The sequence below is a fragment of the Ruminococcus flavefaciens MA2007 genome (assembly GCF_000621845.1).
Lineage (GTDB): Bacteria > Bacillota > Clostridia > Oscillospirales > Ruminococcaceae > Ruminococcus > Ruminococcus flavefaciens_E.
The window spans coordinates 203,082-218,210 of record NZ_JHXF01000008.1; the positions used below are offsets into that span (position 1 = coordinate 203,082).

At 47.6% G+C, this 15,129-nt stretch carries 7 protein-coding genes; 5 read left to right on the forward strand and 2 right to left on the reverse strand.

Going from position 1 to position 15,129, the window contains the following annotated elements:
* The first annotated feature begins 290 nt into the window (after positions 1-290).
* A complete protein-coding gene (locus tag T497_RS0105210; protein ID WP_028514712.1) occupies positions 291-2,669 on the forward strand; it encodes a dockerin type I repeat-containing protein in 2,379 nt (792 codons plus the stop codon).
* 78 nt (positions 2,670-2,747) lie between these two features.
* Here the strand turns inward: T497_RS0105210 and T497_RS0105215 are convergent, their stop codons facing one another.
* Together T497_RS0105215 and T497_RS0105220 are read right to left on the reverse strand one after the other, a co-directional pair.
* The gene (locus T497_RS0105215; protein ID WP_028514713.1) at positions 2,748-3,704 is read right to left on the reverse strand and encodes a PPK2 family polyphosphate kinase; all 957 of its coding nucleotides are present in this window, start codon (positions 3,702-3,704) and stop codon (positions 2,748-2,750) included.
* A gap of 132 nt (positions 3,705-3,836) precedes the next feature.
* On the reverse strand, positions 3,837-4,814 hold the full coding sequence (locus T497_RS0105220; protein WP_028514714.1) for a DUF4003 family protein: 978 nt from the start codon (positions 4,812-4,814) through the stop codon (positions 3,837-3,839).
* A 509-nt stretch (positions 4,815-5,323) separates the two neighbouring features.
* Here T497_RS0105220 and T497_RS0105230 point away from each other — a divergent pair.
* The 4 genes from T497_RS0105230 (at position 5,324) to rpoC (ending at position 15,121) form a co-directional block, all read left to right on the forward strand.
* Positions 5,324-5,995: a FadR/GntR family transcriptional regulator gene (locus T497_RS0105230; protein WP_028514716.1), complete on the forward strand. Its 672-nt coding sequence runs from the start codon at positions 5,324-5,326 to the stop codon at positions 5,993-5,995.
* A 13-nt stretch (positions 5,996-6,008) separates the two neighbouring features.
* The gene (locus T497_RS0105235; protein WP_028514717.1) at positions 6,009-7,058 is read left to right on the forward strand and encodes a TraB/GumN family protein; all 1,050 of its coding nucleotides are present in this window, start codon (positions 6,009-6,011) and stop codon (positions 7,056-7,058) included.
* Between the two features lie 303 nt (positions 7,059-7,361).
* The gene (rpoB, locus tag T497_RS0105240; protein WP_028514718.1) at positions 7,362-11,276 is read left to right on the forward strand and encodes a DNA-directed RNA polymerase subunit beta; all 3,915 of its coding nucleotides are present in this window, start codon (positions 7,362-7,364) and stop codon (positions 11,274-11,276) included.
* Positions 11,277-11,398: 122 nt separating this feature from the next.
* Positions 11,399-15,121, forward strand: coding sequence for a DNA-directed RNA polymerase subunit beta' (gene rpoC, locus T497_RS0105245; protein WP_028514719.1), 3,723 nt, complete (start codon positions 11,399-11,401; stop codon positions 15,119-15,121).
* The last annotated feature ends 8 nt before the right edge of the window (positions 15,122-15,129 follow it).

Consider the following 15,129-nt stretch of genomic DNA (forward strand, 5'->3'; position numbering starts at 1 on the left):
TGTGTCCTTGTGTAGTTTTTTGTGTGACCTTTGGTCATACCAATTTATAAGCCGAGTATCAAATATTGTGATTTCATTATAACCCTAATATATTAAGATGTCAATTTTTGAACAATATTTGAATAAATGAATAACAATTTTTGAATAAAATCGCAATTTTTGGCTTGTATTAATCTTTCATTCACAATTTTTAGCTTGTATTTTTTATGAATTTATTATATAATTTAGTCATAAATCCCCGATCGGCTCATGTTTTTTAGTTGATTATACAGAAAAGGGGGAATTTTAACATGATTTTTAAAAGCTCAAAGCAGTTAATGGCGGGAACTATCGCAGCAGCCCTGTGCGTTACGGCTGTATCGCTTAACTTCACGTCAAATCTTAGTTCTTATGCTACTTCAAATCAAAATGAACAATTCTATATCGACGGCTATCACTATGAGTTTTATAACATGAGCAATATCGGAGAGTGCTCCTTTGAACCTGATAATCAGGGCGGCTTCGACGCCGAATGGTCAGGTATCATGGAGTGCCAGTTTGACAAGGGCATTTACGGCAGTGAACTGCCTAATGATCCTGAAAGCGTTATAATCAATTACGACCTTGAATTCAGTCCTCTGACGGACAACGAGGAAGTCACCGACGGCAGCTCCCGAGTGGGAATATATGGCTGGCTGGTGCCAAAAAGTGCAAGATACAATATCGAATACGCAGTAATAGACTATCAATGCAATTTTGACACGGAAAACTATGCAAATATCTTGGAATTGCAGAACATAGGCAGCTATGAGCTTGACGGCATGACCTATGACCTGTACAACAAAAAAGCCGATGCCAACGGCTTTTCATTCGACGCGAGCGTTGAGAAGTATTTCAGCTTCAGACGCGATAGCAATATCGGCAGCGGTGCTTCGGTAAACCTGAAAAGCTCTATCGACCTTACCAGACACATGGAAGAATGGCAGAAGCTGGGCATGGAGAAGAGCAATATCTACAGCGCCATGCTGGACGTCCGTGCGTGGATGTCAAGCGGCAGCGCCAAGCTCAACAGCTGCGATATCAACATTACTGAAAGGGAAAGGGAAGCCTTCACCGAGGACGGCTGCTTTTATGTGACCGAGCCTGCCAAAAACGGCGGCGATTACGAAATGAAGCCCCTCGGCGAGGGCGGCTTTGAGGCAAAGTGGGACAGCTATTCAAGCGTGACCTTCCGCAAGGGAAGAAGCTTTGCCGAGGCTCCCGTAAACTATAGCGACGAGGACTGTATCATAGCGGATTATGATATGGAGTTCGATACCTCAAAATACGGCAGTGACGGTATGATAGACATCGGCGTTCACGGCTGGCTTGATATCAAAGAGGGCAGCGACTGGAAGGACGAATTCAATATAATCCTCGGCAGAAAGAATTATTATTTCCCAAGCAATTACAAGGATTTCCAGAATAATGAAAATGTCATCGAGCTGGGAACATTAGAGGATAACGGCAGAAAATTCAGGCTCTACCGCTCTATCCCTCTGCATAATTACAACGCTTCGGGCGTTGCAGAGGCTCCGCCTCATGCAAGGTATACCTATTGGAGCGTTGCGGAGGATTGCGTTGTGGATAAGGTCAGTGCTCCCAAGCTCAGCGGAAAGATCAATATCCGAAAGCACCTTGAAAAGTTCATGGAGCAGGCTTCTGCACTTGAAAGAGTAAGCCGCGTCTATGAAGTGTCCCTTAATCTGTTTACTATGGGCGGAGAGGGAAGTGCCAAGGTGAATGATTTCGATATACATCTCGGCAGCGACAAGGACGAGGGCGGCAAGGTCACATTTTACAACAGCGGCAATGCCACTGAGAAAAACAGCTCTATGGATCCTAACGGAGTAGGCGGCTTCTCGTGTAACTGGAGCGAGGGCGAATATAAGTCCTTCTCAAAGAAGCTGGAGACCGAGGGCGAAATAGACATGGCTGAGTTCTCTGTGGACTACGACGCAGATGTAAATGCGAAATCAGCCTCAGATACTGAGTGGTCACTGTGCTCGACCTGCAAGTCCACACAGTCTAACCTTGAATACTATGTTTTTGAGGGCTATGGCACAAGCTCCGTCAAGATGAACAGCAACGGAACAGAGGTCACGAATATTGATGCATACTCTTTCCTGAAGGATCATGCGATCATCAAGAAAAACTCCGCTATCATCAACGGCGAAAGGTACGACCTGTTCTATCTGCGTTATAAGGTAGGCGAGGGTGGTCTCGGCGGATATGATATCTACCGCTGCCTCAGCATAAAGCAGAATGCAGGTCAGGCTATGGGCGAGAAATGCCACCTGAACGGCAGTATAGACTGGGCAAAGCATATCATGGCATGGGACAGCGCAGGATTCCCTATAACCGCTGTTGACAGCTGCGAGGTATTCTTTGAGACCAACAGCCCCGGCGGTGATTTCAGCCTTAATATATGCAATTTTAATCTGGCTTCAAATGAGGTCAGCGTAAAGGGAGACCTTAACAGCGACAGAGTTGTTGACAACTTCGATGTAATAGCCTGCCGAAAGGCTCTCCTCAATTCCGAGAACTGCCCCTATGATACAGAGGCAGGCGATATGAACGGAAACGGAAAGATCGACGTTGGCGACCTTATCCTGCTTACCCGTTTCGTTCTCGGAGTATCAAAGGCATAATATCTATACCTCTTTTTTGAATAAATAAGAAAATCCCCTTTTCAAAGGGGATTTTCTTTATATATGCTCAGTGTTGTATCACTTCTTGGACTTCTTTTTAGACTTTTTCTTGTTTTCGTCGGATTTCTTTTCGGATTTTTCAGCCTTTCCGCTCTCATATTCTGCCATAGCTTCCTCAAGGAGCTTTCTGCATTCGGGGAGCTTCTCGGCTTCCTCGGGCGGAAGAGCAGGATATTCTGGTTTGCAGGCTTTCAGCTCATTGAGAAGTATCTCTGTGACAAGGTATCTTGTGTACCACCTCTGGTCTCCTGGGAGCACATACCACGGGCTGTGCTTGGTCGAGGTCTTGTTTATGACCTCGTTGAAGCATTTGAGGTATGAATCGTATTTATCGCGGACTTTCAGGTCGTCTGCGCGGAATTTCCAGTTTTTCTCGGGAAGCTGTATGCGCTCGAGGAGCTGTTCTGTCTGTTCCTCTTTTGACACGTGGAGGAATATCTTCACCATGCGGTAGCTGTTCTCGTAGAGGTACTCCTCGAAATTGTTCACCTGCTCGTAGCGCTTCTCGAAGAACTTTTTCTTTGTATCATCAAGAACTCGTTCTGACATATGGTAATGCTCCCATATATCCTCAGCCTGAACGGTAACTAAGTCCTCATAGTGGCTGCGGTTGAAAACGGCTATCTCGCCTCTGCGCGGGATATTCTGATGTATGCGCCAGAGATAATCGTGAGCCAGCTCATCGGCGGTAGGAGCCTTATAATAGTGCACCTTTACGCCCATGGGGTTCATGCCGCTGAAAACGTATTTAATGGTCGAGTCCTTGCCTGAAGCGTCCAGAGCCTGTATAACAACTATAAGTCCCTCTCTGCCGTCAGCGTAGAACTTGTCCTGCAAAGCGATGAGCTCCTGCTTGTTTACTTCGTATTTGGCGATGATATCGTCCTTATCGACGTTATCCTCCTTGCTGTTGGTAGGAAGCTTGCGTATATCAGTTTTCTTGTTTTCTTCTATGATGTATTTGTCTGCTTTCACGGTAAATAACACCTCTTTATGATTATTAGTGGTTTGTGTAGGGGCGGATGCCCACATCCGCCCGTTGATAGCAGTAAAATGATCGGGGCGATGTGGGCATCGCCCCCTACAAGCTAATGGCTAAAGGCTATATTATTCGGAAAGCACAGGCGCTACGGTCATCATGCTGTATACCATAACGGAGTACAGCGCCGCCTGTCTTGCCGCAAGGAGAGCTCGTCTTTCCTGCTGGTCGCCCACATTCTCGTCGCTGGCATAAGCGGTAGTCAGCAGCATGAATGCGTGGCTTATGGGCTCGCTCTTGCCGAACTCCGATAAGTCCGCAATGGAGTTATGCTCCGCGAGGAAAGCCTCAACGTCGCTTATATCGCCGAGTATCTCAGCGCTTTCAAACTTCGTCATAGTCAGCGCAGCCAGCATTGCCAGCTCATAGTGCTTGCCGTATTTTCGTCCCTTTTTGAGCATACTGTCGTACAGCTCCATGAACTTCGCGCACTTGTCCTCGGGTTTTCCGTTTGCCATAGCCAGAACGTGGGACACGGTCTGTATGCTGTTTTTGTCGGCACTGTGCTTGAGAAGCTTGTAGCTCGCCTCCATATCCTCGATGAGCTCGTCGTCGGTCTTCTCGGAAAAAGCGAGCATGACCGCAAAAGCTACGTCCTCCTTTGTGGTGAGGATACGGTGCTCCTTTTTCATTCGGTCATATATCTGCCTGCTGCGCTTTATGTAGCCCTCGGCAGTATTTTTGTCCGTGATACGCTGGAGCAGCACTGCCATTAATGCAAGGTGCTCGGAATTGGTGAAATACTTTCTCAGCAGGTCGTAGCATTCAAGACAGCGTTCCATTTCGCCTTTGGGGTTGTCGCTTATGGACAGCCACGACGCTATCAGCGGTCTTATGGTGCTGCGGAAGCTTGACAGCATTTTGTTGTTTTCCTTTATAAGAGCCATGCTGTTTTTGAATTTTGAAAGGTCGAATTCCGTATCCGCAGTACACATAACGTTTGCGCACACAGGGTAAAGGATGTCCCTTTCCAGCGGACAGAAATCAGTAAACAGCCCCAGATTGAGCAGATACTTATCACACAGAGTTTCAAGCAGCTCCTTCATGGTGCACCCCCTTTGGATTCATCATTTTACTATTTTCCATAAACACTTAATACAATTTACAATTATTATATCACACTGCACAGGAAATTTCAATGCAAAAATGCTGATTTTTTCATTTTTTTTGGATAAAAACGGCAGAAAGTTACTAAATTCTTCAAATATTGCGCTTTTTATCGGGGCAAACCTTTCTGAGGAAAGCCCTGCTGCCGTCAGTATCACGGCTTCAAACCTTGAATTTTGTAGAAAACAGCAATTTTTGAACATAATAACGTAATTTTTACACATTATTACTGTTGACTTAAAGCGAAAAATATGATATAATTTCTCTGTATATAAATTATTTATATTATTTTATATTTTCATGCGGTCAAAAAACTCACTGAATGCCGTTTTTATTCTAAAAGCGGAGATATCAGCAAACGTTTATATCATATATTTAATATATTTACTTGGAAATGTGTTCATTCTGAGATTTCAGACCGACTGATTTTTATGTTAAGGAGGAAGCTATGGGAAACAGTGAATACCGCAAGACTATTGATTACATACTCGACCTTATCAGAAGCGGAATGCTGCAGGTAGGGGACAAGCTTCCGACAGAGCGCAGTATTTCGGAAAAGCTCGGCATAAGCCGAAACACTGTCCGCGAGGCGCTCAGGGGGCTTGAGATACTTGGTATTGTCAATGGAAAACAGGGCTCGGGAAATTATCTTACGGATAATATCTCGGATTCTATCGCTTCTGCGATGGACGTCATGCTTCTGATGAACAAGACTTCAAAGGAAGAGATATGTTCTTTCAGAAGAAGCATGGAAAAGACCGTGTGCAGCTATCTTATCGCAAAGGGCTGCAGCTCGGACAACAAGCTGAAAATAGTCGCCGCTCTTAACAGGCTCAAGGATTCCGAGGGCACTGAGGAGCAGACTGTGGCAGACAGGGACTTCCACTATTCGCTTATAAACGCTACTGAAAACAGCTTCTGGATAACCTTCATGAACGCCGTTTCCGAGGTGTATATGCGCTGGATAGACGATTTTCTGACAACTGCCGACCACGATGTGCGCATGAGACTTCAGGACGCTCATGAGAAAATAGTGCAGGGTATCATCACGGGCGATATCGAATTCTGCTTCCGCGCCATCGATGCACACTATAATATAATAGACGAGAGCTTCGGCTAAAGAGAGGAATTTTATGAGTAAAAAGGGTTTCTTTGCCGCTCTTACAGCGGTACTGTTTGCTTTTAGCGCTGCTTCCTGTGATAATGAGCTCCATGTCGATGAAAGACCTAAATCGAGCGTACAGGAAACAACTGCGGCAGAAGGGGAAAAGGGAACTCAGTCGGCTGAGACAAATACAATAGCCAACGATATCAACTCATATATTACAGTCAAGGAATCAAAGCCTGCATTGTGGAAGGTCACGGACACCAACACTGGTACCGAGCTTTATATGTTCGGTATGGTGTACTTTATGACCGATAATACCCTGCCGCTGCCCGATTACGTTATGGACGCCTATAAAAAGAGCGATACCATAGCTGTTGAGTACGATATGAGCAATATGGCTCAGGATATGGAGAAAATGCAGGAATTCTACAGTCACATGGTCTATACCGACGGAACGACCATAACGGACCATATTTCCGAGGAGACTTACAATAAAGCCAGGGATTATCTGTCCAAGAATTTCTTCTACAACAATATGATGGACGGCTATTCCGCAAGCTTCTGGGCTTCACAGGTAAATTCCGTGGCTGTGGGAAATGTAAAGAATCTTATCATGGAGACTCTTGATTCGAGATTTGTCTCCATGGCAAAAATGGAAAACAAGAAGATAGTGAGCCTTGCAGACGCGGATTCACAGCTCAAGGCTATGGACGCAAGCACTGATGAGCTGTCTGATTTCATGATAAGCGATACTATCAGACGCGCCGAAAATGTCAGCGGCTTTACCAAGAATCTTGCGGACCAGTACGAATACTGGGCAAAGGGCGACGTTGATCCCCTTTCCGAGGAGCTCTACTGGCTTGACCGCTCGTCAGACCTTGACGACGACTACGAGGCTTATCTGGACGCTACGCTGTACCAGAAAAACCGCGATTTTTCAGCAAGGATAAAGGAAATGCTCGCAAACGGCGAGAGTCCTTTCGTTATCGTGAACGTTACCTGCTTCTCGGGAGATAAGGGCATAGACGATATGCTCGCCGCCGAGGGCTACAAGGTAGAGAGAGTAGACAAATAGTCTGCTCATTGCCAGATATTACTAAATCAAACAAAAAAAGCGCCGAATGGTTTTTAAATTCGGCGCTTTTTTATAAATCTTCACGGAGCCCCTTGACATGGGACAAAATCTGTATTATAATGTTATAATGTATCAATATGGAATAGTATCGCTATTTTGCAAGATATTATAGCATACATTGCACTGACTTGTCAATAGTTTTCTGCAAAAATTTTTCATGATACGATAGCAACAAACAAGAACTGCTCTGCTTACACTGTGTGCGGCGGCAGAGCGGCAAAAAAATACAAGGAGGTTCCGCCTATGGTGAATGTTACACCTAAGCAGCTGGGAAAGAATGTCAGAATGAGCTTCGGTAAGATTACCGAGCCTCTGGAGATGCCGAACCTTATCGAGGTGCAGAAGAACTCGTATAAGTGGTTCAAGGAAGAAGGTCTTCGCGAGGTTTTCCGCGAAATGACTGCTATCACCGACTACAACGGCAATCTCGTCCTCAACTTCAAGGACTACCGCTTTGACGATACTCCCAAGTATTCTCTCGCAGAATGTAAATCAAGAGGAGCTACCTATCAGGTCGCAATGAGAGCGACTGCTACCCTTGCCAATAAGGAAACGGGCGCAGTCAGCGAAAGCGAGATATATATGGGTGACTTCCCGCTTATGACAGACAGCGGTACCTTCGTCATCAACGGTGCAGAGCGTGTTATCGTATCACAGCTCGTCCGTTCCCCGGGTGTTTATTACTCCTTCACCAAGGATAAGACGGGTAAAGACCTGTTCAGCTCCCAGATCATCCCTAACCGCGGTGCGTGGCTTGAGTATGAGCAGGATTCCAACGACGTTGTTTACGTTCGTATAGATAAGAACAGAAAGATCCCGCTCACTACCTTCATCAGAGCTCTCGGCGAAGAGGGTACGGATGAGGAGATCTTCGAGACATACGGCGATGATGAGCGCCTCAGACAGACTATTCTCCAGAAGGATCAGACCAAGAACCGCTCAGACGCCCTCATAGATGTATACAAGAAGCTCCGTCCGGGCGAGCCTCCTACGGTTGAAAGCGCAGTAAGCCACCTCAACAACCTCTTCTTTGAGGCTAAGAGATACGACCTCTGCCGTTTCGGACGCTATAAGTACAACAAGAAGCTGGGCATTGCTTCACGTCTTTCGGGCAGAACTCTTGCCGAGCCTATCATCAACGAGATGACAGGCGAGATACTTGCTGACGCAGGCGAGACTCTTACCTACGACAAGGCTTGCGAGATAGAGCAGGCTGGTGTTTACAGCGCATTCGTAAACGTCGAGGCTAAGGAGTACTACACTGACGAGCGCGGCGAGACAAATATCCGCATGGTCGAGAAGACAGTCAAGGTAATCGGCAACGGCATGGTAGATATCAAGGGTTACGTTGATTTCGACGCTGAGAAGTACGGCATCAACGAGAAGGTCTCCTTCAATGTCCTCAAGGATATCATCGACAACGCCGCTGATGCTGACGAGCTTGAAGAGACTATCAAGAAGAAGGCTGACGAGCTCTCACCAAAGTACATCACACTTGATGATATCAGAGCTTCTATCAGCTACTTCCTCAACCTCTGCGAGGGCGTTGGTACTGTTGACGATATCGACCACCTCGGAAACAGACGTATCCGCTCTGTTGGTGAGCTTCTCCAGAATCAGTTCCGTATCGGTTATACACGTATGGAGCGCGGTATCCGCGAGAGAATGAACCTCCAGACTCAGGACGTGAACACACTCACTCCTCAGACTCTTATCAACATAAGACCTATTTCTTCGGCTATGAAGGAGTTCTTCTGCTCCTCACCACTGTCACAGTTCATGGACCAGAACAACCCTCTTGCCGAGCTTACTCATAAGAGACGTCTTTCAGCCCTCGGACCGGGCGGCCTTTCAAGAGACCGTGCAGGATTCGAGGTTCGAGACGTTCACTACAGCCACTACGGAAGAATGTGTCCTATCGAGACTCCTGAAGGACCTAACATCGGACTTATCTCCTATCTGGCTACATTCGCAAGAATAAACGAGTACGGCTTCATCGAGGCTCCTTACAGAAAGGTAGACAAGACTACAGGCATTGTAACAAATGAAGTAGTTTACATGACTGCCGATATGGAGGATAACTTCGTTGTTGCTCAGGCTAACGAGCCTCTCACAGAGGACGGCAAGCTGAAGAGACCTCGTGTAAACGCCCGTTTCCGTGACCAGATACTCGAGTGCGAGCGTGAAAAGGTCGACTACATGGACGTATCTCCTAAGATGGTCGTTTCAGTCGCTACCTCAATGATCCCATTCCTCGAAAACGATGACGCGAACCGTGCTCTCATGGGCTCTAACATGCAGAGACAGGCTGTTCCGCTTCTCAAGACAGAGCGTCCTTTCGTTGGTACAGGTATGGAGTACAAGGCTGCCGTTGACTCGGGCGTATGCGTAGTTTCCGACTACGACGGAAAGGTAACATACGTTGACGCCGACAGGATCACTATGGTGGACACAGACGGCGTTGAGCACAAGTACGAGCTCATCAAGTTCAAGCGTTCCAACCAGGGTACCTGCGTAAACCAGAGACCTATCGTAACAGCAGGCGAGGAGGTCAAGAAGGGACAGGTGCTTGCAGACGGTCCTGCTACCGCTGACGGTGAGATCTCCCTCGGTAAGAATGCCCTCATCGGCTTCATGACATGGGAAGGTTACAACTACGAGGACGCTGTTCTCCTTAACGAGAGACTTGTAAGAGAAGATGTATTCACTTCTGTTCATATCGAAGAATACGAGATAGAGTGCCGTGATACAAAGCTCGGTCCCGAGGAAATAACAAGAGATATCCCTAATGTGGGTGACGACGCACTGGCTAACCTTGACGAGAACGGTATCATCCGTATCGGTTCCGAGGTAAATTCAGGCGATATCCTCGTTGGTAAGGTGACACCTAAGGGTGAGACAGAGCTTACCGCCGAGGAAAGACTTCTCCGTGCTATCTTCGGTGAGAAGGCAAGAGAAGTACGTGATAACTCCCTTAAAGTACCTCACGGTGAGTCGGGCGTTATCGTTGATGTAAAGGTATTCACAAGAGACAACTGCGACGAGCTCTCAGCAGGCGTAAATATGCGCGTTATCTGCTATATCGCTCAGAAGCGTAAGATCACTGTCGGCGATAAGATGGCCGGCAGACACGGTAACAAGGGTGTCGTTTCACGTATTCTCCCTGAGGAGGATATGCCATTCCTCCCGGACGGTACACCTCTCGACATCGTACTCAATCCTCTCGGCGTTCCTTCACGAATGAACATCGGACAGGTACTTGAAGTACACCTCGGTATGGCTTGTAAGGCTCTGGGCTGGCACATCATGACTCCTGTATTCGACGGCGCTCACGAGGGCGATATCCGTGAATGCTTCAATATGGCCAACGAGCACGCCAAGGAGCACAAGGACGATATGTTCGAGCTCAAGGCTATGGATAAAGTTATCAACCCCAATGCTCTGGAATTCACAGAGGATTGTAAGTTTACACTTTACGACGGACGTACAGGTGAAAAGTTCGATAACCGCGTAACGGTGGGCTATATGTACTACCTCAAGCTCCACCACCTCGTTGACGATAAGATACACGCTCGTTCAGTAGGTCCTTACGCACTGGTTACACAGCAGCCTCTGGGCGGTAAGGCTCAGTTCGGCGGACAGCGTTTCGGAGAAATGGAAGTTTGGGCTCTTGAAGCTTACGGTGCAGCATACACCCTTCAGGAGATCCTTACAGTCAAGTCAGATGATACTATCGGACGTGTCAACACATACGAGGCTATCGTCAAGGGACAGAACGTTCCTACACCTGGTATCCCTGAGTCCTTCAAGGTTCTTATCAAGGAAATGCAGTCACTTTGTCTCGATGTTAAGGTGCTTGACGAGAATCAGGAAGAGATCGACCTCACTCAGAACTTCGATGACGACGATCCGATGCCTTCACGTTCTTACGACGATGAGGACACAGTCGACAACTCAGACTTCAATGAAGACGATCTGGGCGACGCAGGCTACGGTATCGAAGGCGAGGACGAGGACGGCGATCTTGATATGGTCGACGGCGAAGACGATTTCAGCTTCGATGAAGACGAGGACGACCTCGGTCTCGACGAAGACGACGACGTTCTTGATCTCGGCGATGATGACGGCGACAGCTTCAGCTTCGATGACGAGGACTGATCACAGGTAAACGAATAAAAACAGCGGATTAGAATAATGAATGCCCGCAGTCTGATGACTGTCGGACTGCGGCGCATGATTCCGAATTCAAATTCCGAATTAACATATCAGGAGGTAGCAGTTTGGAATTTACAACTTTTGAATCGATAAAGATAGGTCTTGCGTCCCCCGAGCAGATCAGAAGCTGGTCTCACGGCGCAGTTGAAAGACCTGAAACTATAAATTACAGAACCCAGAAGCCTGAGCGCGACGGTCTTTTCTGCGAGAGAATTTTCGGACCAACAAAGGACTGGGAGTGTCACTGCGGAAAGTTCAAGAAGATACGCTTCAAGGGCAAAATATGTGACCGCTGCGGCGTTGAGGTAACAAGGGCAAGAGTAAGAAGAGAGAGAATGGGCCACATCGAGCTGGCTGCTCCCGTTTCTCACATCTGGTACTTCAAGGGCACACCTTCCAGAATCGGTCAGGTGCTTGAGGTATCACAGAAGAGACTTGAGGAAGTTCTCTACTTCACAAAGTACATCGTAACAGATCCCGGCAACACAGAGCTTCTCAAGAAGCAGCTCCTCTCCGAGAAGGAGTACCTCTCATATTTAGAGAAGTACGGCGACGATTTCAAGGCTGAAATGGGCGCAGAGGCTATCAGAAAGCTTCTCAACGAGTACGATCCTGCAAGATACGATACTCACAAGCAGAGACTCATCGAAATGGGCAAGGTATCTCTCGGCGGCAAGAAGATAGAGTGCTTCAACAAGCCTACAGAGTGCGAGTGCGAGGAGTGCCAGAAGTTCAGAGAGCTTGAAGACATCGACTGGAGAAACAACCTCGAGATCGTTGCAGACGACCTTAAAGCTGAGCTGGTAGGTCTCCCAAGCGGTCAGAAGAAGGTAAAGCTCTTAAAGAGACTCCAGATAATCGAGGCATTCCGCCTTTCGGGCAACAAGCCTGAGTGGATGATACTCAGCGTAGTTCCTGTAATCCCGCCGGATATCCGTCCTATGATAATGCTGGACGGCGGACGCTACGCAACATCAGACCTTAACGACCTTTACAGAAGAGTTATCAACAGAAACAACCGTTTAAAGAGAATGCTCGAGCTTGACGCTCCTGACATCATCGTAAGAAACGAGAAGCGTATGCTTCAGGAAGCTGTTGACGCTCTCATAGACAACGGCAGACACGGCAGACCTGTTACAGGTCCAAGCAACCGTGCTCTCAAATCTCTTTCCGATATGCTCAAGGGTAAGCAGGGACGTTTCCGTCAGAACCTTCTCGGTAAGCGTGTTGACTACTCAGGACGTTCGGTTATCGTCGTAGGACCTGAGCTCAAGATGTATCAGTGCGGTCTTCCTAAGGAAATGGCACTGGAGCTCTTCAAGCCATTCGTATTAAAGAGACTTGTCGACAAGAAGGCTATCGCTAACATAAAGAGCGCAAGAAAGCTCATCGACCGTGCTGACAACAAGGTCTGGGACGCACTTGAGGACGTTATCAAGGATCACCCTGTAATGCTCAACCGTGCCCCCACGCTCCACAGACTTGGTATCCAGGCATTCGAGCCTATCCTTGTTGAAGGCCGTGCTATCAAGCTCCACCCACTCGTATGCTCAGCCTTCAACGCTGACTTCGACGGTGACCAGATGGCTGTACACCTTCCTCTTTCCGCAGAGGCTCAGGCTGAGGCAAGATTCCTCATGCTTGCGGCTAACAACCTGCTGAAGCCTTCAGACGGTAAGCCTGTTGCCGTTCCTTCACAGGATATGGTACTTGGTTCATACTATCTGACAATGGATAAGCCCGGCGAACCCGGCGAGGGCAAGGTATTCCGCGACGTTAACGAGGCACTCATGGCTTACAATGAGCATGACGTATCGCTCCACGCTAACATCAAGGTAAAGATAACAAAGGATATCGGCGACAAGAAGGTATCCAAGATAATCGACGCTACAGTCGGCAGACTTATCTTCAACGAGAATATCCCACAGAATCTGGGCTACGTTGACAGAACCAACTCCGACAAGCAGTTCGACCTTGAAATTGCATTCCTCGTTGGCAAGAAGCAGCTCTCCGACATTATCGAGCGCTGCATCAAGATCCACGGCACAACAACTACTTCCGAAGTTCTTGACCGTATCAAGGCTCTCGGATATAAATACTCCACAAGAGCAGCTCTTACCGTTGCTGTCTGCGACGCAACTATCCCTCCGCAGAAGAAGGATATCCTTGCTAAGGCTGACGCAGAGGTCGAGCAGATAACAAATGAATACGAGTACGGATATATCTCCGCACAGGAAAAGACCAAGAAGATCATCGCTCTCTGGACAAATACCACAGACGATGTTACAAAGGCTCTTAAATCCAACTTCGACAAGTACAATCCTATCTGGATGATGGCTGACTCTGGTGCCCGTGGTTCTATCTCACAGATCAGACAGCTGGCAGGTATGCGTGGACTTATCGCCAATACATCAGGTACCGTTATCGAGATCCCGATCAGAGCTAACTACCGTGAAGGACTTAACATCTTGGAGTACTTCATCGCGTCAAGAGGTGCGAGAAAGGGACTTGCTGATACCGCTCTCCGTACCGCTGACTCAGGTTACCTTACACGTCGTCTCGTTGACGTTTCTCAGGACGTTATCATTCGTGAGGAAGACTGCGGAACTACAGACGGTATCGAGGTATTCGAGATCAAGAACGGCAACGAGATAGTTGAGCCGTTCGAGGAGAGACTTGTAGGACGTTTCCTCTCTGAGGACCTCCGCGACGAGTCAGGCGAGCTTATCGTATCACGCAACAAGCTCATCACAGACGCTGACGCTAAGAAGATAGTTGACAGCGGCGTTGAAAGAATAAAGATACGTTCTGTACTTACCTGTAAGTCAAGAACAGGCGTATGCTCAAAGTGCTACGGTGCAAACCTTGCATTCAACAATATGGTATCAGTCGGCGAGGCTGTCGGCGTAATCGCTGCTCAGTCCATCGGTGAGCCTGGTACACAGCTTACAATGAGAACCTTCCATACCGGTGGTGTTGCTTCTGCCGACGCTGAAGATATCACACAGGGTCTTCCACGTGTCGAGGAACTCTTCGAGAGCAGACGTCCTAAGGGCGCAGCTATCCTCTCCAGAATTGACGGTAAGATACACATCGAGGAAGTCAAGACTACAAGAAATATCATCGTTACCAACGATGAGACAGGCGAGTCTGAAAGCTATATGATCCCGTACAACCTGAAGATAAGAGTTCAGGAGGGCGAGGTCATCGAAAAGGGCACACGTCTTACAGAAGGTAACATCTATCCTGCTGATATCCTCAATATCCTCGGTACACAGGCTGTTCAGAACTACATCATCAATGAAGTTCAGAAGGTTTACCGTTTACAGGGTGTTGATATCAACGATAAGCACATCGAAGTTATCGTTCGTCAGATGCTCCGAAAGATCAAGGTTGAGGAGACAGGCAGCAGCTATCTGCTCCCCGGTACTCTCGTTGACAGCAAGGAGATCGACGCTATCAATGAAGAGCTTCAGGCTCGTATCGACGCAGGCGAGTACGACGTACAGCTTGTTCAGACAAGTCCTGTTCTTCAGGGTATCACAAAGGCTTCATCAAATTCAGACAGCTTCATGTCCGCTGCTTCATTCCAGGAGACCACAAAGGCTCTCACAGACGCAGCTATCAGAGGCAAGAGCGACCGACTCCTTGGTCTTAAGGAGAACGTTATCATCGGTAAGCTCATTCCTGCCGGTACAGGTATGGAGTGCTACAGAAACGTTGAAGTCGTTAAGAACGAAGGCTACGGCGAGCACAATACAACAGCTCCTATGGCTAACCAGATATAACATCAAAG